At 58.1% G+C, this 21,956-nt stretch carries 22 protein-coding genes; 11 read left to right on the top strand and 11 right to left on the bottom strand.

The window, feature by feature from the left end; all coding sequences use genetic code 11:
* Nucleotides 1–3 precede the first annotated feature (3 nt).
* The 4 genes from tatC (at nucleotide 4) to AUR04nite_RS01325 (ending at nucleotide 6,534) form a co-directional block, all read left to right on the top strand.
* Complete coding sequence (gene tatC / locus AUR04nite_RS01340; protein ID WP_246055260.1) at nucleotides 4–870, top strand: twin-arginine translocase subunit TatC; 867 nt, start codon at nucleotides 4–6, stop codon at nucleotides 868–870.
* Between the two features lie 77 nt (nucleotides 871–947).
* Nucleotides 948–3,734, top strand: a complete 2,787-nt coding sequence (locus AUR04nite_RS01335; RefSeq protein ID WP_141361168.1) for a DEAD/DEAH box helicase — start codon at nucleotides 948–950, stop codon at nucleotides 3,732–3,734.
* A 70-nt stretch (nucleotides 3,735–3,804) separates the two neighbouring features.
* Nucleotides 3,805–5,415: an amidohydrolase gene (locus tag AUR04nite_RS01330; RefSeq protein ID WP_141361166.1), complete on the top strand. Its 1,611-nt coding sequence runs from the start codon at nucleotides 3,805–3,807 to the stop codon at nucleotides 5,413–5,415.
* A 390-nt stretch (nucleotides 5,416–5,805) separates the two neighbouring features.
* Entirely contained in the window at nucleotides 5,806–6,534 is a 729-nt protein-coding gene (locus tag AUR04nite_RS01325) for a polyprenol monophosphomannose synthase (RefSeq protein WP_141361164.1), read from the top strand.
* A 128-nt stretch (nucleotides 6,535–6,662) separates the two neighbouring features.
* Here AUR04nite_RS01325 and AUR04nite_RS01320 read toward each other — a convergent pair whose 3' ends face one another.
* The 6 genes from AUR04nite_RS01320 to zapE form a co-directional block, all read right to left on the bottom strand.
* Nucleotides 6,663–7,010 (bottom strand): RNA polymerase-binding protein RbpA, encoded by a 348-nt coding sequence (locus AUR04nite_RS01320; RefSeq protein WP_141361162.1) that lies wholly within the window; start codon nucleotides 7,008–7,010, stop codon nucleotides 6,663–6,665.
* A 187-nt stretch (nucleotides 7,011–7,197) separates the two neighbouring features.
* Nucleotides 7,198–8,124 carry an SPFH domain-containing protein gene (locus tag AUR04nite_RS01315; RefSeq protein ID WP_141361160.1) on the bottom strand — a complete coding sequence of 309 codons (927 nt, stop codon included), beginning with the start codon at nucleotides 8,122–8,124 and terminating at the stop codon, nucleotides 7,198–7,200.
* A gap of 59 nt (nucleotides 8,125–8,183) precedes the next feature.
* Nucleotides 8,184–8,657: an NfeD family protein gene (locus AUR04nite_RS01310; protein ID WP_141361158.1), complete on the bottom strand. Its 474-nt coding sequence runs from the start codon at nucleotides 8,655–8,657 to the stop codon at nucleotides 8,184–8,186.
* 105 nt (nucleotides 8,658–8,762) lie between these two features.
* Nucleotides 8,763–9,611 (bottom strand): putative RNA methyltransferase, encoded by an 849-nt coding sequence (locus tag AUR04nite_RS01305; protein WP_141361156.1) that lies wholly within the window; start codon nucleotides 9,609–9,611, stop codon nucleotides 8,763–8,765.
* On the bottom strand, nucleotides 9,611–10,249 hold the full coding sequence (locus AUR04nite_RS01300) for a peptide deformylase (protein WP_141361154.1): 639 nt from the start codon (nucleotides 10,247–10,249) through the stop codon (nucleotides 9,611–9,613). The genes AUR04nite_RS01305 and AUR04nite_RS01300 overlap by 1 nt, the downstream gene beginning before the upstream one ends.
* A 6-nt stretch (nucleotides 10,250–10,255) precedes the next feature.
* Nucleotides 10,256–11,299, bottom strand: a complete 1,044-nt coding sequence (zapE, locus tag AUR04nite_RS01295) for an AFG1/ZapE family ATPase (protein WP_141361152.1) — start codon at nucleotides 11,297–11,299, stop codon at nucleotides 10,256–10,258.
* A 276-nt stretch (nucleotides 11,300–11,575) separates the two neighbouring features.
* Between zapE and AUR04nite_RS01290 the strand changes: the two genes are divergently transcribed.
* Nucleotides 11,576–11,923, top strand: coding sequence for an ArsR/SmtB family transcription factor (locus AUR04nite_RS01290; RefSeq protein ID WP_141361150.1), 348 nt, complete (start codon nucleotides 11,576–11,578; stop codon nucleotides 11,921–11,923).
* A 246-nt stretch (nucleotides 11,924–12,169) separates the two neighbouring features.
* Here the strand turns inward: AUR04nite_RS01290 and AUR04nite_RS17810 are convergent, their stop codons facing one another.
* Together AUR04nite_RS17810 and AUR04nite_RS01285 are read right to left on the bottom strand one after the other, a co-directional pair.
* A complete protein-coding gene (locus AUR04nite_RS17810; protein ID WP_170184031.1) occupies nucleotides 12,170–12,343 on the bottom strand; it encodes a hypothetical protein in 174 nt (57 codons plus the stop codon).
* A 152-nt stretch (nucleotides 12,344–12,495) separates the two neighbouring features.
* Entirely contained in the window at nucleotides 12,496–13,386 is an 891-nt protein-coding gene (locus AUR04nite_RS01285; RefSeq protein WP_141361148.1) for a bile acid:sodium symporter, read from the bottom strand.
* A gap of 201 nt (nucleotides 13,387–13,587) precedes the next feature.
* Here AUR04nite_RS01285 and AUR04nite_RS01280 point away from each other — a divergent pair, with 201 nt between their 5' ends.
* Nucleotides 13,588–13,971 (top strand): DUF3054 domain-containing protein, encoded by a 384-nt coding sequence (locus AUR04nite_RS01280; protein WP_141361146.1) that lies wholly within the window; start codon nucleotides 13,588–13,590, stop codon nucleotides 13,969–13,971.
* On the opposite strand, the gene AUR04nite_RS01275 is transcribed toward AUR04nite_RS01280, so the two are convergent.
* Both AUR04nite_RS01275 and AUR04nite_RS01270 read right to left on the bottom strand, forming a co-directional pair.
* Nucleotides 13,951–14,490 carry a hypothetical protein gene (locus AUR04nite_RS01275; RefSeq protein ID WP_141361144.1) on the bottom strand — a complete coding sequence of 180 codons (540 nt, stop codon included), beginning with the start codon at nucleotides 14,488–14,490 and terminating at the stop codon, nucleotides 13,951–13,953. The genes AUR04nite_RS01280 and AUR04nite_RS01275 overlap by 21 nt on opposite strands.
* Nucleotides 14,490–15,089, bottom strand: a complete 600-nt coding sequence (locus tag AUR04nite_RS01270) for a sigma factor-like helix-turn-helix DNA-binding protein (RefSeq protein ID WP_141361141.1) — start codon at nucleotides 15,087–15,089, stop codon at nucleotides 14,490–14,492. The genes AUR04nite_RS01275 and AUR04nite_RS01270 overlap by 1 nt, the downstream gene beginning before the upstream one ends.
* Nucleotides 15,090–15,248: 159 nt before the next feature.
* On the opposite strand from AUR04nite_RS01270, the gene AUR04nite_RS01265 reads away from it, so the two are divergent.
* Nucleotides 15,249–15,530, top strand: coding sequence for an Lrp/AsnC family transcriptional regulator (locus AUR04nite_RS01265; protein WP_141361139.1), 282 nt, complete (start codon nucleotides 15,249–15,251; stop codon nucleotides 15,528–15,530).
* 89 nt (nucleotides 15,531–15,619) lie between these two features.
* Here the strand turns inward: AUR04nite_RS01265 and trpD are convergent, their stop codons facing one another.
* On the bottom strand, nucleotides 15,620–16,687 hold the full coding sequence (gene trpD / locus AUR04nite_RS01260; RefSeq protein WP_141361137.1) for an anthranilate phosphoribosyltransferase: 1,068 nt from the start codon (nucleotides 16,685–16,687) through the stop codon (nucleotides 15,620–15,622).
* A 288-nt stretch (nucleotides 16,688–16,975) separates the two neighbouring features.
* Here trpD and ctaE point away from each other — a divergent pair, with 288 nt between their 5' ends.
* From ctaE to qcrB, 4 genes are all read left to right on the top strand, one after another.
* On the top strand, nucleotides 16,976–17,614 hold the full coding sequence (gene ctaE / locus AUR04nite_RS01255) for an aa3-type cytochrome oxidase subunit III (RefSeq protein ID WP_141361135.1): 639 nt from the start codon (nucleotides 16,976–16,978) through the stop codon (nucleotides 17,612–17,614).
* A 75-nt stretch (nucleotides 17,615–17,689) separates the two neighbouring features.
* Nucleotides 17,690–18,484, top strand: coding sequence for a cytochrome bc1 complex diheme cytochrome c subunit (qcrC, locus tag AUR04nite_RS01250; protein WP_141361366.1), 795 nt, complete (start codon nucleotides 17,690–17,692; stop codon nucleotides 18,482–18,484).
* Between the two features lie 70 nt (nucleotides 18,485–18,554).
* Complete coding sequence (gene qcrA, locus AUR04nite_RS01245; RefSeq protein ID WP_141361133.1) at nucleotides 18,555–19,610, top strand: cytochrome bc1 complex Rieske iron-sulfur subunit; 1,056 nt, start codon at nucleotides 18,555–18,557, stop codon at nucleotides 19,608–19,610.
* A complete protein-coding gene (gene qcrB, locus AUR04nite_RS01240) occupies nucleotides 19,610–21,280 on the top strand; it encodes a cytochrome bc1 complex cytochrome b subunit (RefSeq protein ID WP_141361131.1) in 1,671 nt (556 codons plus the stop codon). Before qcrA ends, qcrB begins: the two co-directional genes overlap by 1 nt.
* Nucleotides 21,281–21,956 lie beyond the last annotated feature (676 nt).

Here is a 21,956-nt window from a genome sequence, read left to right as displayed (position 1 = left end):
TCAGTGGTAAAGAATAAAGACAAGACTCCGCGCAATAAAAAGAAGCGGGTCAAAAACGACGAAGGCCGGATGTCTCTTAAAGAGCATCTAGTTGAGGCGCGCAACCGACTGTTCAAAGCGCTTTTGGCGCTTGCAGTCGGTACTGTCGCAGGATTCTTCGCCTATGACTGGCTGCTGCAGATACTCATCTCACCGGTGATCAACGCTGGCGGCACAGTGATGTTTACCGGTGTCCTATCGCCCTTTGACATCATGATCAAGGTCGCAATCTTCATCGGCTTCATTATTTCGTCGCCGGTATGGATCTATCAAATCTGGGCCTTTATCGTCCCGGGCTTGAAGAAAAAAGAGCGTCGCATGTCGCTGGCTTTCGCCGGCGTCGCAGTTCCGCTGTTCCTTTTCGGCATCGCCATGGCCTACTTCGTCATGCCGTTCGCACTGAAGTTCTTCAGCAGCCTCACTCCTGATAACTCAGACCTTAATATCACCATTGACAGCTACCTGCCGTTTGTCTTCCGGCTGCTCTTGGCCTTTGGCTTGGCAATGCTGGTTCCGGTCCTCATGGTTGGCCTAAACATGATCGGCATTCTGCCGTCAAAGGTCATCCTTAAGCACTGGCGCATTACCGTCTTCTTGATTGCCTTGGTCGCGGCCATGGCAGCCCCGGGCGGCGATGCAATCACCATGTTCGCGTTGGCCGGTCCATTGTTCCTGACTTTCGCCGCAGCAACCTTGTTCTGCTACTTGAACGACAAGAAGCGCGCCAAGAATCAGAAGGCCCAGGACGCAGAAAACGAACGTCTAGCCAGCGGCGTAGCCACCGATATTGAAGCTCCTTCGAAGATTGACGATCCGAACTCGCAAATCTGACGAGCTAATCGCAAAGTTGCTTTCAATTCTTGCTCTTCGGTGCTCAGAAAACCGCACCAGAAAGTGAACGTACTCAAGTGAGTTCCGCTGCGGAAAACTACGCTAATGCCAAAGCACGCCAGATCGAGGTGGGTACGCACCTGCCGGATTTCCGGGCAAGCATTTCCTTCGACCTCGATGAATTCCAGAGCGAAGCTTGCAGAAGGGTAGCTGTCGGCAATAGCGTGCTCGTCGCCGCACCTACCGGTGCAGGCAAGACCGTGGTTGGAGAGTATGCGATTTTCCAAGCCATCCGGGAGAACCGCAAAGCCTTCTATACGACGCCGATCAAGGCGTTGAGCAACCAGAAGTATTCTGATCTGGTCAAGCAGTACGGCTCGAGCAAGGTCGGCCTGCTCACGGGGGATACCTCGATCAACTCCGAGGCGCAGATCGTTGTGATGACCACCGAGGTGCTGCGCAATATGCTGTATGCAGACTCGCAGACCCTCGATGGCTTGGGCTACGTCATCATGGACGAAGTGCACTACTTGGCGGATAAGTTCCGCGGAGCTGTGTGGGAGGAAGTGATTATCCACCTTCCTTCCAATGTGCAGATCATCTCGCTTTCGGCAACCGTCTCAAATGCCGAAGAGTTCGGCGGCTGGCTGGATACCGTTCGCGGCAACACCGACATCATCGTTTCCGAGGTCCGTCCCGTGCCGCTATTCCAGCACGTGATGGTCGGCCCTAATCTTGTCGACCTCTTTGCCGAGGATGTGGCATTCGACAAAGTAGCCGACGGCGACGTCAAGGCCAGCGTCAACCCCGAGCTGCGCAAGCTGGTCCGCAGCCAGAGTCCCGGCGGCAGGGTAGCCCGAAACCGCAACGCACGCGGCTACCGGGGAGCATCCCGGGCGCCGCGCGTAGGCCAGCGCGTCAGCCGCTCGTCGGTCATTGCCAAACTCGACAAGGCGGGGCTGCTTCCCGCAATTTTCTTCATCTTCTCGCGCAAGGGCTGCGACATGGCAGTCCAGCAGTGCGCCATGGCAGATCTCCGCCTGACTACCAATGAGGAAGCTGCGGAAATCGCCCAGGCGCTTGACGAGGTAGCCTATCGGATCCCCAACGAGGACCTGGACGTCCTTGAGTTTTGGAGCTGGCGCGACGGGCTGACCCGCGGCTTTGCTTCACACCATGCAGGACTGCTGCCGATCTTCAAGGAGATCGTCGAGGACCTCTTCGCGCGTAATCTGGTCAAGGTGGTTTTTGCGACCGAGACCTTGGCCTTGGGCGTGAACATGCCTGCCCGTTCGGTCGTTTTGGAAAAGCTGGTCAAGTTCAACGGCGAATCGCACGTCCAGATTTCTTCGGGGGAGTACACCCAGCTCACCGGCCGAGCAGGCCGCCGCGGCATCGACGTCGAAGGCCATTCGATCGTCCTGTGGAACCCGGACATGGAACCGGAATCGCTGGCAGGCTTGGCCTCCCGCCGTACCTACCCGCTGAATTCCTCCTTCCGACCTACCTACAACATGTCCACCAATCTGCTGGCGCAGTTCGGCCGCGAACAGACCCGCCAGATTCTGGAAAGTTCCTTCGCCCAGTACCAGGCCGACCGTTCAGTGGTCGGCATGGCCAGGGAAGTGCGCTCCAAGGAGGAATCGCTGGCCGGGTACGCCAAGTCAATGGAATGCCACCTCGGCGACTTCGCCGAATACCTGAAGCTGCAGCGGGAACTCGCCGCGTTGGAGAAGACCGCAGCGAAGCAGCGCAAACACCACCGCCGATCCGCCGCCGAACGCTCCCTGCAGTCGGTGATCCGCGGCGACGTCGTCGACCTGCCCGGCGGGCGGCGCTTCGGCCGGGCAGTGATCATCGCCCTGGACACCGCCCTGTACAACCCGCGCCACACCGTGCTGACCGAGGAAGGCCAGCTGCGTAGGCTGTCTGCAGAAGACCTCAACGGGCCGCTGCAGATCGTTTCGCGCATCCGCATCCCCAAGGGATTCACCGGCCAGACGCCCAAAGAGCGGCGCGACCTCGCCTCCTCGCTGCGCAACGCGATCTACGACCACCGCCCGCCGCGCCAGGACGCACAGAGCTTCGACTACTCGGGCAGCGACACCTTTGAACGACAGATCCAGGAACTGCGCCTTGCCCTGCAGGACCACCCCTGCCATGCCTGCTCCGAAAAGGACGCACACATGCGCTGGGCTGACCGCTACTGGAAACTGAAGAAAAGCGCTGACAAGGCCCGCCGGCAGATCCGCGGACGGACCAACTCCATCGCCACCCAATTCGACCGCATCTGCAATGTGCTGGAACAGTTCGGCTACCTGCACTCGGATGAGAAGACCGAAGAGTTCACCATCACCGATGCCGGGCGGCGGCTGCGCCGCATCTACGGCGAACGGGACCTGCTCTCCAGCCAGGTGCTGGAAACCGGCATGCTGACAAGCCTCAAGGCTGAAGAGCTCTGCGCAGTGGTAGCCTTCCTCGTGTACCAGGGCCGCAGGGACTACGACCGCCCGGATCCGAACATGCCGACCCAGAAGGTGTCTGAGATCTGGAACAAGACCATCAACATCTGGGGCAAGTTGTCGGACGCCGAAGAAGCCGCCAGCCTGGAGCCGACGGCCCCGCCGGAGTCCGGGCTGATCTGGCCGATGTACAAGTGGGCCCGCGGCTCCAGCCTGAACAGCGCCCTGCGCGGCACCGACCTGGCGCCGGGCGACTTTGTCCGCTGGGCCAAGCAGGTCATCGACACCCTGGACCAGTTCGCCAAGAACACCGACCTGCCGCCGCGACTGGTGCGCAACTCATACCAGGCGATGGACCTCGTCAAGCGAGGCGTCATCGCCTACTCCAACGTGCTCGACTAACACCTAGCCGCGCCTGACATCCTACGCCCGGGCCACCGTAGGGCGTATGACAAGAAAAGGAAGTTAGCTCATGGCAAAAACGCTGTACCACAACGGCTCTGTCTATTCCTCGGCAGACCCCTTCGCCACCGCAATCGTCATTGACGGGGACACCGTCGCCTGGCTTGGCGGCGAAGAAGCGGCAGAGCGCCATGCTGAAACCGCCGACCAGGTCATCGACCTGAACGGCGCACTGATCACTCCCGCTTTCGTCGAATCCCACACCCACCTGGCCGCGCTGGGCCGCGCCCTGTCAGGGGCGGACCTCTCCGCGGCCGGCAGCGCCGGCGCCCTGCTGGAACTGGTCGCCGCCCGCGCCGCAGGCACCGAGGGCTTTGTCACCGCCCAGGGCTGGGACGAGAGCGCCTGGGACCGGGCCGAGCTGCCCAGCGAAGCGGAGCTGACCGAGGCTGCCGGCGGCAGGGGCTACTACCTGGTGCGCCGCGACGTGCACAGCGCGCTGGTCAACTCCCAGCTGCTGGTGCAGTTGGGCCTGGGGCACATCGCTTCCGGCCAGGTCCGCGGGACCGAGCACGACCAGGTACGCGCGGCACTCGCCGCCGCCAACCCAGAGGGCACCGACTACCAGCAGCTGGCATTGCGGCACTATGCGCAGCGCGGATTCGGAACCGTCGTGGAAATGGCGGCTCCGCAGCTTGAAGGACGCGAGGCGCTTGATGCGCTGCTGGCAGCCGATGATGCTTCCCTGCCTCAGGTCTACGCTTTCTGGGGCGAACTGGCCGCCGACGGCGAACAGGCCAAAGACCTTGTGGCCAGCTTCCCGGCCGGACGCATCCTCGGCCTAGGCGGCGACCTGCGGGTCGACGGCTCGCTGGGTAGCCGCACTGCGTACCTACGCGAGGACTATGCCGACGATGCAGGCAACCGCGGACAGCTGTACCTGAGCGAGGAGCAGATCACCGCCCATCTGGTCTCCTGCAGCCAGCAGGGCATCCAGGCGGCGTTCCACGTCATCGGCGACGGCGCATTGGACCTGCTGCTCGACGCGTTCGATGCTGCCGCCGAACAGATCGGCGTGGCCAAGCTGCAGATGTGCCGCCACCGCATTGAGCATGCTGAAATGGTGGACGATGCAAGCCGTCAGCGCCTGTTGCAGTATTCGATCATGGTTTCGATGCAGCCGCAGTTCGACGCCCAGTGGGGCGGCGAGCAGGGCATGTACGAGGCCCGGCTGGGCCAGCGCGCCGCAGGGATGAACAACCTCTCGGCCATGCTGTCCTCCGGAGTTCCGCTGGTGCTGGGCTCCGACGCCCCGGTGACCGAAGTCGACGGGTGGAAGATTGTCCGCGCGGCCATGAACATGTCCAGCCCTGAAGCGCGGATCTCTGCGCGGGCGGCATTCCTGGCCCAGACTCGTTCGACCTACCGCGCGATGGGCCAGATGAACCCCACCGCGGGACAGCTGGTGATCGGAGCGGCTGCGACCTTCGCCATCTGGAGCGCCTCCGAGCTGGCCGTGCAGACTCCGGATGTGAGAATCAGCTCGTGGAGCACCGATGCCCGTGCTGGCACCCCGATGCTCCCAGTCGTCGATGAGCATATCCCAAACTGCCTGCGCACCGTACGCGACGGTAATATTCTGTTCGACCGTTTGGATCCTGCTTCCATCCGCACCGTGTAGCAATCCGCCGAGGAATCCGAATCAAGTAATTGACCTGCAGATTCTCGATGAAGGTTCTGGTCATGAACTGGTTGACAGAGCAGGTGGGTCAAGCATTAGGCTGTACTAAGCGCCTCTTCGTGATGCACCTCGCATTGTGTTTGAAACGACGCAAGTGAATAACGATCCCCAGTGACCTTAGATAACATTTCGTATGATTTCAGATCATCCGGAATAGGGCCGAAGTCACTGGGGATCGTTGCGTTTGGCTGTGTCCGTGAAAGATCAGGCCCCGTCGGTTGCGTATACTTTGAGATTGGGCTTCATTTAATCCAAGGTCGGAAACTGTTCATTTTCCCGCCATTGAACCTTGGGCCCGCCGATGCTGTCTATGAAGAAAGGTACCGCCGAGTGCGCGTCATTACGATCATTCCGACTTACAACGAATTGGAATCGCTGCCGCTGACCGTCGGAAGGCTCCGGACTTCGGTTCCAGATTCGGATGTCCTGATCGTCGACGACAACTCACCGGACGGAACCGGCGAGCTGGCGGACAAGATGGCCGCCGAGGACAGCAACATCCACGTGCTGCACCGCACCGGCAAGGACGGGCTGGGCGCCGCCTACATTGCGGGCTTCGAGTGGGCCCTGGCCAAGGACTACGACGTCTTGGTGGAGATGGACGCCGACGGCTCGCATATGCCAGAACAGCTTCCACGCCTGCTGGAAGCCAGCGCAGCCGGCGCAGACCTTGTCATCGGCTCCCGCTGGGTCAAGGGCGGTGAAGTGGTGAACTGGCCGCTGATCCGCAAGATCATCTCGCGCGGCGGCTCCTTCTACTCGCGGACCCTGCTGGGCCTGCCCCTGCGGGACATCACCGCCGGCTACCGCGCGTTCAAGCGCGAGACCCTTGAAGCAATCAACTTCGACGACATCGAATCGCGCGGCTATGGCTTCCAGGTGGATATGACCTTCCGCGTCGCCATGATGGGCAAGCGCATCGTTGAGGTCCCTGTAACCTTCGTCGAGCGCGAACTGGGCGCATCGAAGATGAGCGGCAACATTGTTGTTGAAGCAATGTGGAATGTCACCCGGTGGGGCTTGGGCGCCCGCTGGAAGAAGCTCACCGGCAAGAAGTAGCCTGAACTTTTCTGCTGCGCGGTCCTGGAACTGGTTTCCACGGGCCGCGCAGCATTTTTATCACCGTTATTAAACAAGAGCGTCCGCGGCCACCAGAAGGTAGCCGCGGACGCTTGCGTCTTGCTGCGCTAGACTGCTTCGCCGCGCGAAGCGCGAAGCTGAGTCAGGCGGTCAGCCAAGATCTTTTCGAGTTCTTCTTCGGAACGACGTTCAAGCAACATGTCCCAATGGGTGCGCACCGGCTTCTCGCTGGCTGCTTCCTCGGCCTTAGCCTCGCCGTGCACCAGCTTGGCTTCCTTGCCGGTCTTGGTGTGCCAGGTGGCAGGAATTTCTGCTTCTGCAGCAAAGACGATGAAGACGGCCTCGCCGTCCTCGGTACGGTATTCGACGCGCTGACGGGCAGCCGGCTCCACACCTGCCTCAGATTCCATGCTCTGTGCACCCAGGCGCATGCCTCGTAGGCTGCGATCGCTCATGTTTTCCCTCCGCGATGTCTGTTTTATTCGCTACACGTACCAACGTTCGGCGCCTTGAACTAATTCCATCAAATGCTGCGGAATCCGAAATCAGGCGCCAAAACATCCATTATACGCGCTTGCGGCGAGGTGCAAGAGATGCACCTCGCCGCAGTGTGACGTGGTAGTCAAGAATCAACTGGACGGACTAGATGCCGTCGGCCGATTCGGGAGCCTTCGGGCTCTTTGGGGGATTGGTTCCGCCCAAAGCGCCGCCGATGCCCTTCAGCGCTTCGGTCAGCTCGCTGGGGATCACCCACAGGGTGTTGGAGGTGCCTTCAGCAAGCTTTGGCAGGGTCTGCAGGTACTGGTACGCGAGCAGCTCATGGTCCGGCTGGCCGGCATGAATTGCATCGAACACCTTCTGGATGGCCTGGGCTTCGCCGTCAGCGCGGAGGATCGATGCCTGGGCGTCACCTTCCGCCTTGAGGATCGCTGCCTGGCGTTCACCTTCAGCGGTCAGGATGTCTGACTGCTTGGTGCCTTCAGCGGTCAGAATTGCTGCACGGCGGTCTCGCTCAGCGCGCATCTGCTTCTCCATGGAATCCTGGATGGACAGTGGAGGATCGATGGCCTTCAGCTCGACGCGGGAGACGCGAATGCCCCACTTGCCGGTGGCTTCGTCCAAAACGCCGCGCAGCTGGCCGTTGATCTGGTCGCGGCTGGTCAGAGCCTCTTCCAGGTTCAAGCCGCCGACCACGTTACGCAGGGTGGTGGTAGTCAACTGCTCCACAGCTTGGATGTAGTTGGCGATCTCGTAGGTCGCTGCCCGCGGCTCGGTGATCTGGAAGTAGACCACGGTGTCGATGGAGACGACCAGGTTGTCTTCGGTGATCACCGGCTGCGGCGGGAACGAAACTACCTGTTCGCGCAAGTCCAGCAGCGGAAGCAGGCGATCCACAAATGGGATCAGGATTGTCAGGCCCGGGTTCAGGGTCCTGTTGTACTTGCCGAGGCGTTCGACAATGCCAGCACGCGCCTGGGGCACAATGCGGACACTGCGTAGTAGCACGACGATCACGAAGATCGCCAGTACGACAAGGACGATGGTCAAGCCAAAACTGTTACCGTTCATGGTTTGTACTCTCTTTCCTTGTGCTTGAGTGATTGATGGACGTAAAGCTAGAGGCGATCCTAGGCTTCGGGCTTCTTGGGTGCGTTCTCCAGGAAGGCAGTGGCGCCGTCGATGCGGCTGACCACCGCATAGGTTCCAGGCATCATGGTCGGCACATTTGCTTCGGCGCGTGCGGTCCAGATTTCGCCCTGGATCTTTGCAGATCCCGACAAACGCGAAGTTGGTTCAAGAATCAGCGCATCCTGGCCGATGAGCCGGTCGATATTCGTGCGGAAGCCGTCGGGAGATTTCCTCAGGTGCCTGACGGCGACTGGTCGAACCAGCAGGATCATGAGCAGCGAAATCACGCAGAAGACGACAACCTGCAACCATACCGGGCCGTTGCCCAGCGCCACGGCGACGCCGCCCAGGGCGCCGACGCCGAGCATGATGAAATACAGGTCGAGCGACAGCATTTCGATGATTGCCAACAACAAGAACACTGCGAGCCAGATGACCCACGCGTTGCTGACGATCCATTCTGCCGTTGTCATGGCATCCACCTTTGTTCTATTCGATCAAAAGCCCGTTGCGAGTGGCCTTTGCTCTTATTCTGCCGTACTGGGAGACAGAAAGAAGTAGTCATTTGTGGGTATTTTCTAAGGCTGGAGGGCGAACAAATGTACGTCAAAGGATGCGTTGACGTCCCGCTGCTGCAGTGAATCGGTAGCCCTTCGAAGTACCTCGGGATCCAAGTGATGTCCTGCCGGTCCCATGAATGCCAAATTGAAGAGGTCCTCGCTGTCCAAGGCCATTGAGTAGTTCAGGTTCTGCGATCCTTGATGGACCAGCCCTGCGGCCGCGAACTTCTCCACGAGGCTTTCCTGCTTGCCCTGGGCAATGTTCAGCATGCCCAGTTCTGTGCGCACCTGCTCCAGGTGATCAGGCGCGCCAGTCACCACAATGCACAAGCCTCCAGGGCGCAGTATTCTGCGGAACTCGGAAGGGTTATGCGGTGCAAAGCAGTTCAAGACGATGTCCCGCGAGGCATCGGCCGTGGGCAGACGGCGCCAGACATCCCAGACGATTGCCGTCGTTGCAGGCAGCTTGGCGGCCCTGCGCATGGCATAGCGTGAGATGTCCACAGCGATCGCATCCTGCTGCTCGGACGGGTGGCCGCGCAGGATTTCCCCGAGGTAGTACCCGGTTCCAGCCCCGGCGTCGAGAATGTCCAAACGTGCACCGTGATGATGCTCGCCGGCTAGATCCGCTAGGAGGCCCGCCAGTGCCGCGTAGTGTCCCCGCTGTTGGAATGCTTCGCGGGCCATGACCATGGCCGCGGTGTCTTCCAAAAAATTGGTTCCTTTTCCGGTCAGGAAGTTGAAATAACCCTGCTTGGCCGCGTCGAAGCGGTGGCCTTCGGGGCATTGAAGGCTGCGGCCTGCAGTGCCGGCGCGTTCCAGCTGCGCTTCGCACACCGGACAGGTGATGCTGGTGGCTTCGCTCATCAGAATTCCAGCGCCTTCTTTGCCGAGGCTACGGACAGGCCGTCATGGCGCCATAATTCTGTTTCGGAGATCAATGACCGGGTTTCCGCCTTGTCGATGTAGACGGTGCCGTAGAGATGGTCTGTTTCATGCTGGAAGATGCGAGCCTGCCAGCCGGAGAACTGTGCAGATATTTCATGTCCGCTGCGATCTTCATAGCGGACGCTGATATCAGCGGGCCGGGTGACGACGCCCTGGAAGCCATCGAATGACAGGCAGCCCTCATAGAACTGGGCCGTGCGGGTTCCTACGGCCTCATAGGAAGGGTTGAAGATCTCCAAGTACTCAAGAGGCTGGCGTTCACGCTCAAGGGCCATGTCTTCAGGAATCTGGTAGAGGTCCTCGAGCACTGCAATCTTCAGGGGAATGCCGATCTGGGGCGCGGCCAGGCCCACCCCTGGCGCATCGTACATAGTTTCGCGCATGACCTTCAGGAGCCGCTCCAACAGTACGCCGGGCAGCTGGCCGGCATATGTCTGTGCTTGAGTGCGAAGCACCGGGTGGCCAAGTTGAACGATTGGCACAATGTCCTCGGTAGCGGATTCCAGGATGGTGGTGACCAGTTCGGTCAATTCTTCGGGGGAGTAGGCGGTGCTCATGGCTGGCTAGTTCGTCCGTTCAGCGTTGTTGTAAGTCAATTGGGCAAGTCGGGAGACGAGCCGGTCTTTCTCGGTGTCATGGAGCATATGGCCAAGGTGCTTTAGATTGTCTTGCGTGTACAGATGCAGTTCGATGTCTTGGTCGTAGAAGATGTCCAAAAGGTTCGCCAGGCGGCGTTCCTCGTCCATTGGCAGCTGGGCGCTGGGTGGGATCTCCATAATGTGCCATTTGCTATAGCGGCGCGCCAATTCCAGGTAGTCAGCTGTGTTTCTGCGGGTGCCGCACAGTTGGGCGAAGCTGATCCACAGAGCCTGGTCCTGTATGTGGGCTGGGCCGATCTTGTCATAGCCTATGTGGATCATCACCGGCTCAATATCCGGGGGAGTAGCGGTGCAGTTGACTTCCATGCTGCCGGCCCGATACCCGCAGGCGAATGCCCCGCTATCAGCGGCAAGTGTCCGGTAGTCGATCTGGTGATCCAGCTCGAAGATGTGGAAGGAGGTCTCAATGGTGGTAATTGTCGGCTGCACCAGATGATGAAAGGCGTCATCGTCCAAGAGGTTGTCCGGCGAGTAGTTCGATGTGGTCACAATGAAGATTTTGTGTTCCGTGCAGTATTTGACGAGTTTCGCCATCAGCATGGCGTCCCCTGGCTCTGTGCAGTGGAATTCGTCAAAGATCAGCAGTTTCAACCCGTTGAGCTCTCGTTCTAGCCCCTGGGTGAAGATGGACCCGAGCCGTTGGCCGGGGACGCGGTTTTTAGGGGAGTTCAGCGTGTGGAAGAACTCGTGAAAATGAAATCTTGCGATGCCTTCCTTTGGTAGTACATCTACAAGGGCATTGATGATTGCTGTCTTGCCGCGTCCCGGTGGGCCGTAGACATAGATTCCCTTTGCGGTCCTTGAAGGGCCGCTGCGAAGCACTTCGCTGAGCAGTCTGACCAAATCCAGCTGAACAGGATCAGGCTCGATCTGCTGGTCCTTGAGGCGGTCGATCAGCTGTGTACACAATCCGGCGATCGATGGTTGAGTCGTTGACAGCGAAGACATGCTTAAATCTTCCCATCTGCTTGCATGTTGGCCAATTTCACCCCGTATTGCAGGGACCGGAGTTGCTCAAGGCGAGCGTGGACTGATCTGATGATTGAAAAGAAACGCTAAAAGGATGATTTATTGAGGGGAGTAGGTCCACGATTTCATGCTGGGGCATCTCTGAGTTCTTTTCAGGTCCACTGTTGCTTTGAAAGCAGCGGTGCGCATAATGGTCTCACTTACCAATCAGTTGCGTGCTTCGGCACCGAGAGCTTCCAAGGGGCGTGCGTCACGATGAGTGAATCAGCTATCGAGCCGATGCGCGATCAAATAATCGACAACGACCTGCTGGATATGTCGGTGTTGGTGCTCAAGACGCTTTCTGACCCTGCGCGATTACAACTGCTCTGGGCGCTGAGCTTGGAAGATCGAACGCTATCCGAGTTGGCGCAGCTGGTCGGCGTGACTCCGAATGCCGCGAGCCAGTTGCTCACGAAGCTCAGGGCATCCGGCGTGCTTCAGGCACGCAAGGACGGCCGGCACACAATCTATTCGATGCATGACGAGCGCTCCAGGCAGTTTGTTCGTCAGACATTAGACTTCGCAGAGTATCGGCTGGCCCTGGAGTCAGAGAACAGTTAAGTGTGATCATCAGAGGCGGAACGTGTTTGCTCGGTGATAACGCTAAAAACCGCGGATCTACAAGGATTATCAAAGAGCCGATAATCTACATTATGTAAAGTAGTGTAAATCTGCAGGTCCCCCCAGGCTGGTTCCTATGTGTCTAATCTGGCGCAATCAACGAGCGGTCAGCTGTGGGCAACTTTGCTGAAATAAACCAGCCGGTGTCGGGTTGTGAGATCTTCGCAGGCTGCAGTTCAGCGAACCTTAACTTTTTCGTTGGTTTTCGTCAGCATCGCTTTCCCGGTCTGATCCGAGGTATTCATGTGCGTCAATGATGCCTCGACGGACGGCGGCCCTGACGACGCAATACAAAATATAAAAGAAGATCGCTGTAAAGGCTGCCAATAAAACCATTGAGTTCAGATCGGTTACATCCATGCGTGAAGCCTAATCGATTTGCTAGATGCGGCCTAGGGCCAGCGCGTTTTTGCGATGCCTGCTGGAAATCCAATTTGGAGGATCCTGAAGACTGCAGTCCACTCCCCTATAGATAATCCAATTAATGGTTTGAATGTTCGTTTTGCTGCTATTTAGCCAGAGATTGGCACCAGTTTCGGAACCAGCCTTGTGTATGCGAGCATGCCGATGATCTCCACGATGGTCTGGCAGACAACAACTGCTGGCACGAATTCATACCCCGGTGGCATGGCCAATGCCAGTGGCAGCACGACCAGGGAATTTCTGGTGGCTCCGGAAAAGACTACGGCACGCTGTGCGCGTGGTTCTAGCTTGAACAGTTTGGCAAGCCATCCACCCAGCACGCCCATTAGAGCCAAGAACGCAACGTAGATTGGAACCACAAAGGCCAACTGACTCAGCGAAGTGCCAACACTAAATACCTGTGAAGCAATGACCAGGAAAAGCACGAGCATCATGAACGGAACCATCAGCAGATCCATGACATCCTCGATGATTGCAACCGGCATGAAACGTTGCGCCAGGATTTGCACTAATGCCGCCGCCAGCAGCGGAATCAGAATAAGAACTGTAAATGCTTCAACGAATGGTCTCAGATTCATCGAGGTGAGCAGATCTCCCCCGGTAAACCAATTGAGGTACAGCGGCAGAAGCAAGATCTGCAGCAGCATCAAAACCGGTGTTGCAGTGAGAAGCTGTTCATGCGCTCCCCCGGCGGCCCGAGTGAAAACAATGACATAGTCCACGCACGGTGCCAAGAGGACAAGTAGTACACCCACAACCAACACCGAATGCGAAGAAATGAATCTCGTCAGAAAGAACGCGATGACTGGTACCAACAGGAAGTTCACGAAGCAAATTGCAGCCAAGAAGCGGATATTTCTGAGAGACTCCCACAGCTTGGCCAGTGGGATTGCGAGAAATGTAGCGAACAGCAGCAAGGCTAGGGCGGGCGTGACGCCGACGGAAAATGCCGCAGAAGCGTGAGGGAAAAGGATTCCCATAATTAATCCGAGACACACTGAGCCCAGGTAGAACCCGACTTGTCGTGCCTGCAAAAATTGGCTGTATCGCTGCAACTCTAGATCGCATCTTTCTTGATAGGCCGCGGAAGCAGCTTTGAATAGGTTCTCCCCCGAAAGCCTGGCACACAGACCCCGGACGCTGGATTCGTGGGGGTGCCTGATGCTGTTTAGGATAAGAGCATGATGTCAAATAATCGTTCATGGCCTCTCTGGGCCGCAGTAGACATTCTGCTTATTATTCTCTTCGCACTGCTCGGTCGCCGCGAACACGAGCACGGGCTGGACCTTGGTGGAATACTCTGGACCGCGTTGCCATTTATCATCGGCTACCTGGTCATGCTCGCAGTGTCGCGTCCGTGGAAAACCATCAGCAGCCTCTGGCCAACCGGTGTTCTGGTTTGGCTGGGCACTGTCGCCCTGGGCATCGCAACACGCCTCGCACTGAATTCGACGGCTGCGATTTCCTTCGTCATGGTTGCAACCATCGTCCTTGGCCTGTTTCTTATGGGTCGCCGGGCGATCACCTACTTTATCGCCAAGCGATCAGGTCAGCAGCAAGCCTAGGCCGTAAGCTCCCGCAGCCACCAATCCGCTGGAGAAGGTTCCCAAAATGAACTGCTCCGCGGCCTGGTGGTTTTTTAGTTCGGCAAACCTGCCCAAGCCCTTGACCGCCAGAACCACTGCTATGCCTTCTGGCCATGAAGCCCAAAGACTTGCCACAATTGCTGTGCGCTCCAGCAAGCCGATCCACAAGCCGCCCCGAAGCAAGGACGGCTCAGCGTCTTTTGCTGCCGGTGTATTGCTGCGCGAGGCCAGACGGAACACGAGCTCTGTCACCGGCCCGCCAAAACTGATTGCGAAGGCAACGCTGACGGCAACTGCCAAGAACTTGGGAACTGTTGCCGCACCGTCATGGAGCGAAGCGACGGTGGAAAGGATAAGGGCAGCTACCGCGAGTGCTGTCGCCGCCACGGTCAACGACGTGCAAATTTTCACGCGTGGAACCGCTGATACACCGATAGCGGCAGCTCCAGCAGAGAGCGCCACCGCACCTATTAGTAGATACCAAGCAAGCCAGAGCATCAGGGCTGCTCCCCCAGCATTTGAAGTTGGCGGGCCAGAGACTTGGCTGATTCATCCATCATTCGGTTAGCTTCAAACCACAAAGCTGCAGAGAGCCTGGAAGACACCGCCTGCTGTGTAATGCCCAGCTGTGCAGCAATCTGCTGCTGAGTCATTCCCTCATCTGCCAAAGTTCCAGCTTCCCACGCAGTCGCCCGGCGTTTCGCAACGATGCATGCGGTGAGTTGGAGTTCGGCCTCTAGGCGTGTTGCCTCGGTTGATGGTCCATGCACAGCGATATGAGCGTTGGTGTTCTTAGCGCGCTCGACTGCCACTCGTGCAAACTCGAATGCAGGGCCGCGTCCCGCTCTGGTCTCCTTCGGCAGCGGCGTTTCGACCTGACCAAAGCCGAGCCCGACACTCCAGTCCCCCGATGCCGCCATCATGACGGCAAGGCGAATGGCTTCAGAAGCATTGTCGAGGACGGCCTGGACTTCGTCCCCGGCGGTTCTTTGGAACGGGCGTACTACAGGTACTGTTGCATTAGCCTGCTTGACTAGAGCTTCTACCTTGTCCTCAGACGAGCGCGAGCGGCGCTGGTCGATTGTCAAAACGATCATGAGACAATGATAAAACATTGTTTAATTGATTACAAAGTTTTAGTCTGGTAATTGATTGCGCGGAGTGGAGAAGTTTGGCTGGATTGAGTCTCGCTTCGACTAGAGTTGTCAATAAGAAATAGCCCGAGAGAGTCGGGCCGGCAATGTTGAGAGGTATCAATGGTCACCGCATTTGTCATGATTCAGACAGCCACCGACAGTATTCCAGAATGCGCGCAGCAGATCTCCGAGATTGATGGAATCCGCGAGGTGTATTCAGTCGCTGGAGATTGGGACCTTATTGCGATTGCGCATGTGCACAAGCATGAGGATCTTGCTGAGGTCATCGCCAATCGTCTTTCGAAGATCCCGGGTATTCGGGGCACGCAAACACATATCGCATTCCGCGCATATTCAACCCATGATCTGGACGCAGCGTTCTCGCTGGATCTCGGCGAGTAGTCCCCCGAACAAAAATCAGGGCTTTGGTTCATTGCTTGTATAGCAGTAAACCAAAGCCCTGATTTGTTTTAAGAAGATGTTCCGATGAGTTAGCGCCCGACGATGTTAAGAGTTGTCGTCGACCAGGTATCTAGGACCTTTGCGGCGGCGCCGGAATCGATCGATTTCGTTGCCTTCTCCAATGCTTCCTTCATGCGCTGCTCGAATGGTTGCTGCGCTGATTCGTCGAATGCCACGATTCCGGCTGCGGCGTTCACAAGGACTGCGTCGCGTACCGGGCCAGTGGCGCCGTTGACGATGTCCTTTACAACCTGTGCGTTGTGTTGAGCGTCGCCGCCTCGCAAGTCGTCCAGCGTCGTGCGGGCAATGCCAAGGCTCTGCGCATCGAAAGTGAACTCGGAAACCTTGCCGTCGCGGACTTCCCATACACGGTTCGATGTCGTTGTGGTCATTTCGTCCAGTCCGTCTTCGCCGCGGAAGACTAGGCCGCGTACGCCGCGGCTGGCGAGTACGCCTGCCATGATCGGGGCCATGACCAGGTCAGAGCAGCCAATTGCTGACGCGGATGGCAGGGCCGGGTTGGTCAGTGGGCCCATGAAGTTGAAAGCTGTGGGAACACGCAGCTGGCGGCGTGCGGCGGCCACATGCTTCATTGAAGGGTGGAAGATATTCGCGAAACAGAATGCAATTCCAACCTTGTCGTAGACCTCTACAAGGCGCTCGATTGGTACATCGAGTCGTACGTCCAGGGCTTCGAGAACGTCGGCTGATCCCGACGACGATGAAGATGCACGGTTTCCGTGTTTAACTATGTTGACTCCGGCGCCTGCGCAGACCAGCGTAGCCATGGTGGAGATGTTGACGGTGTTCTGCCGATCGCCGCCGGTTCCCACAATGTCCAAAGTTGGTGAATTGACGCGTAGCGGCTTCGCGTTGGCGACCATTGAGTCGACGAGGCCGGTTAATTCGGCGACAGTCTCCCCCTTGGCGCGCAGCGCAACTAAAAAGCCTGCGATTTGTACATCGCTGGCTTCGCCGTTCATGATCTCATTCATCGCCCAACCAGCCTCGGACCGGCTAAGATCACCGCCGGAAATCAAGGTGGCCAGCAAATTCGGCCAGGTCGGGAACTTTTCGTTTTCAAGGCTCGTTGACACGTGTACAAGCCTATCGAGATCGCCGGAGTCCAACCCAATTCATTTCTTAAGATGATGTGGTCCAAGTCGCTGTTTTTCGGGAGAAATCAGCAGATAATTACGTCATGGGCTTGTTGCATAAATGAATATTGCGCGTGACGCGCCGATCCTCGCTCTACGAATTGTAGAAAGAGTTTTATTCAAACTTCCGCGTGTTTCCGCGGTTGTTTCCGAGGTGTGGCAGAAGAAACCACTGTCAGACCCCGTTTGCATTGGTATCTGAGGCCTATTTAGAGACATAATGTCAGTGTGACAACTGCGACTCATGCCCCAAATACGACGGCGCCTCATGCGCCGAACCGCCCAAACATGGTGTCGGTGGGAACGATGGTGTGGCTCTCCAGCGAGCTCATGTTCTTCGCCGCCCTCTTCGCCATGTACTTCAGCATTCGTGCTGCCGCGCCCGAACTCTGGGCGACTGAAACTGCCAAGCTGAACGTACCGTTCGCGCTGGTTAACACCTTGATTCTGGTGTCCAGCTCGTTTACTGCTCAGATCGGCGTATTCAAGGCCGAGGCCTTCAAGCCTCGCCGTTCCGGTGGAATCTTCAACCTCAAGGAATGGGGAATGATCGAATGGTTCATTCTCACCTTCTTCCTTGGGGCTATCTTCGTTTCCGTCCAGGCCTTTGAATACGTAACCCTCGTTCACGAGGGTGTCTCCCTGAACTCCAACGGCTACGGCTCAGTGTTCTACATGACTACTGGCTTCCACGGACTTCACGTCACCGGCGGCCTGATTGCGTTCTTGCTGATCATTGGTCGTGCAATGCTCGCGAAGAAGTTTGGTCACTTCGAAGCAACCGGCGCCATCGTCGTGTCCTACTACTGGCACTTCGTTGACGTTGTCTGGATTGCTCTGTTCGCGATCATCTACTTCCTGAAGTAGGCAACTAACATTCACCAGTTGCCTCCACAGAAGTACGGCAACACCACACCAAGAAATTAAGTGAGGAACCAGCAAGTGAAGGCTCTTTCAACAAAGCGCCGCCACCCGCTCGCCGCTGTGGCCCTGCTGTTATTCGGATTGCTGGTCACCGGCAGTCTTTACATTGCAGCGGGCAGCATCAGCGAAGCAAAGGCTGCAGAGACCACTACTGCATCTCAGTCGGACATCGACGAGGGCGGCAAGCTCTTCGTTGCTAACTGCGCAACCTGCCACGGCCTGAAGGCACAGGGCAGCGACTCCGGCCCATCGCTGATCGGCGTTGGCGCCGCAGCCGTTGACTTCCAGGTCGGCACCGGCCGCATGCCAATGCAGATGCAGGGCCCACAGGCTCAGGCCAAGCCAGTGCAGTTCAATGACGAACAGATTTCCCAGCTGTCGGCATACGTTGCCAGCCTCGGCGCAGGACCTGCTATCCCGGATGAGGAAAGCCTGGATACGACCAAGGGCGATGCAGCTCACGGCGGTACCGTGTTCCGCGTGAACTGCGCAATGTGCCACAACGCGGCAGCTGCCGGTGGTGCACTGACCCGCGGTAAGTTCGCACCGACCCTGGTTGGCGTCAGCGAGAAGCACATCTACGAAGCGATGGCTACCGGTCCGCAGAACATGCCAGTGTTCAACGACTCGAACATCACCCCGGATGAGAAGCGTGACGTGATCACCTTCCTGAAGACCATTGAAGCCAATGGCACTGCCGGCGGTATTGCTCTTGGCTCGCTGGGCCCAGTGGCTGAAGGCCTGTTCATCTGGACCGCTGGTCTGGGTATCGTAATCGCCTTCACCATTTGGTTGACCTCGCGTCCTTCCTAAGGCACCCGCGGCTTAGCGCCGCAAACATCACTACGTACAAAAATTCCTAACAGAAGGATGAGAGAGAAACATGGGCGACCATAGTCACGGCAGTCCCGAAGGTTCGGGCACCGTTGCTAAGGCTGACGATGTGGCTCAGGATCGCTTCCCTGATCCAGGACTACCGCCGCACCGTCCGCGAATCGCAGACAGCGACCCGCGCGCAGCCAAGCGACACGAGCGCCAAGTAGCGCTCCTATTTACCATCTCCATCATCGGCACGCTGTTCTTCTTTGTGTCTTACTTCGTCCTGGGCCACCTGGGCGACATGACCTTCGCTGAACTCCGCGTTCAGAACGCCGCACTGGGCCTGGGCACCGCCTTCGCGATGCTCGGCATCGGCGTTGGCATTGTCCACTGGGCCAAGACCCTGATGCCGGATCACGAACTGGTGGAAAGCCGCCACGAGATCCGCACCGAAGAAGACCGTCAGGATGCAGTCGAGATCATCGACACCATCATTGACGAATCGGGCATCAAGCGCCGTCCGTTGATCCGCAACACCCTGATTGGCGCCATTGCTTTGGCACCAATCCCAGCGATCTTCATGTTCCGCGACCTCGACCGCACCGGCAACACCGCGCACCAGATGATCGAATCCCTGAGCCACACCATGTGGGACAAGGGCGTTCGTCTGACCCGCGATCCTTCCGGCACCCCGATCAAGGCCTCGGACGTACAGATCGGTTCGGTCTTCCACGTCATTCCCGAGGGTCTGAACGAAGCCGAGAACGTACTGAACGAGAAGGCCAAGGCCGTTGTTCTGCTCATGCGCATGGATCCAGCCGAGATGAACATCTCCGAGGGCCGCGAAACTTGGAACGTAGACGGCATCGTCGCCTACTCCAAGATCTGCACCCACGTTGGCTGCCCGATCGCTCTGTACGAGCAGCACACCCACCACCTGCTGTGCCCTTGCCACCAGTCGACCTTCGACCTCGCCAACGAGTGCAAGGTTGTCTTCGGTCCGGCAGGTCACGCACTTCCGCAGTTGCCAATCACCGTGGACGCTGAGGGCTACCTGGTAGCTCAGAGCGACTTCCACGAGCCTGTTGGCCCAGCCTACTGGGAGCGTGGAAAGCACTAATGACGACTACTAATGAGTTCACCGCATCGACCAAGACCGGCCGCCTGGCCGACTTCGTCGACTCCCGCGTCGGTGCTTCCGGCATGGTCAAGGAATTCGGCCGCAAGATCTTCCCAGATCACTGGTCGTTCATGTTCGGCGAAGTGGCAATGTACTGCTTTGTACTGCTGCTGCTCTCCGGCACCTTCCTGACCTTCTTCTTCGATCCTTCCATGGCCCACGTAGTCTACGAAGGCTCGTACGTTCCGCTGAAGGGTATCGGCATGTCGACGGCTATGGCCTCGACCCTCGATATCTCCTTCGACGTCCGCGGCGGCCTGTTCATGCGACAGGTACACCACTGGTCGGCACTGCTGTTCGTTGCTTCCCTCTCCGTGCACATGCTGCGCGTGTTCTTCACCGGCGCTTTCCGTCGCCCGCGTGAACTGAACTGGGTTGTCGGCGGCGTGCTGCTGATCATGGGCCTGGCTGCTGGCTTCACCGGCTACTCGCTTCCAGATGATCTGCTGTCCGGCAACGGCCTGCGCATCATCGACGGCGTCATGAAGGCCATCCCTGTTGTAGGTACTTACCTGTCGATGTTCTTCTTCGGCGGCGAGTTCCCAGGCGAGCACGTGATCCCGCGTCTGTACTCGCTGCACATCATGATTGTTCCTGCAGTCATCATCCTGCTTCTGGTCATCCACCTGTTCATGGTGGTCACCCACAAGCACACCCAGTACCCTGGCCCAGGCCGCACCAACGACAACGTCGTCGGCTTCCCAGTTGGTCCTGTGTACGCTGCCAAGGCTGGTGGATTCTTCTTCATCATCTTCGGCATCATCGCGATGATCTCCGGCTTGGTTCAGATCAACCCGGTGTGGAACTACGGTCCATACGATCCGTCACCAGTTTCGGCTGGTACCCAGCCTGACTGGTACATCGGTTTCGTTGACGGCGCGCTGCGCCTGATGCCAGGTGTTCTGGGCAACTTCTCCTTCGAGTGGAACATTCCATTCCCATGGGGCTCTAACACCCTGGTGCTCTCGGTTCTGCTTCCAGCTCTGGTTCCTGCAGGTGCCTTGTTCGCGGTCATGTTTGCATGGCCATGGATCGAACGCTGGGTCACCAAGGACAACCGCGAGCACCACCTGCTGGACCGTCCACGTAACGCTCCATTCCGTACCGCAATGGGTGCAGCCGGCGTTGTCTTCTACTCCGTGATGTGGGCAGCTGCCTCGTCCGACTTGATTGCAACCCACTTCCACGTGGCACTGAACGACGTGACCTACTGGCTGCGTACGCTCTTCTTCCTCGGCCCAATCATTGCCTTCTGGTTGACCCGCCGCATTTGCCTGTCGCTGCAGCGCAAGGATCGCGAGATCGTGCTGCACGGCCGCGAAGCTGGCATCATCCAGATGTCTCCTGAAGGTGGCTTCTCCGAGAAGCACGAGGAAATCGACGTCTACAAGCGCTACCTGTTGACGAGCTTCAACGACAACAAGTACATTCCGGCCCAGCCGGATGCAGCAGGACACATCTCCCGCAAGGAGAAGCGTCGTGCAAAGATCTCGAAGTTCTTCTTCGAAGATCGCGTCGCCCCGGTAACTCCGTCGGAGCTGGAAGCTGCTCATGCAGCTCACGGTCACCACGAAGTTGAAGGCGACAAGCAGGACTCGATCGAGAAGTAATCTCGACTCGCATTAGTCACAAAACGAGGGACATACCTGAGGGTATGTCCCTCGTTTGGTTAAGCAGTATTTCTACGCCTCTGTGAGCCTGCTGCAATCGCTTGTTGTGGATTCTTGGCGCCTGTCCCCCAGAGAATGTCTTCTGAACGCCCAGCGAGCCCTGTGAGGCGTTGTCCACTGTTGCCGCCTGCGCCCCGTGTGCTGCCATGTGTTGCTTCAGGCGTCTGTGCGAATGGCGAGTGGCGAATGGCGCCCTGCCCGGCCTCGGAGCCGGCAACGCGGCAACTGTAGCCGTACAGGTAGTGAACTACTGTCGGTCAGCAATTAGTGGTCACCGTGGGCATTGAGCAGCAACCAGCGCATGTTGCACCACGGCGGCTCTGTGAGTCGAGAACCCTCCGTGCTTCTACCGGCTCACCAGTTTTATCCATCGCAGGACGCAGGAAGCTGCAGACGCGAACTCAGACTGTTCGGGTTTTCCCACACATTTGTATTGTGAGCCGAGAACTGAGGCGGTTTGCCGGATGCCCAGCGTCGGGGATTCGCCGACAGCCGGTTGTGGGGTGCAACTACACCCAGCGACCCGCAGCGAAATAAAACTGCCGTCTACGCGGGCAGTTCTGGCAGTATCCGGGAAGCTGATGGGTCGCCGGCGAGAAGAACATCACCTGCCGGC

The sequence above is a fragment of the Glutamicibacter uratoxydans genome (genome assembly GCF_006539925.1).
Taxonomy (GTDB): domain Bacteria; phylum Actinomycetota; class Actinomycetes; order Actinomycetales; family Micrococcaceae; genus Glutamicibacter; species Glutamicibacter uratoxydans.
Note: the sequence above shows the minus strand (reverse complement) of the source record. Positions and strands in the feature narration are given on the sequence as shown.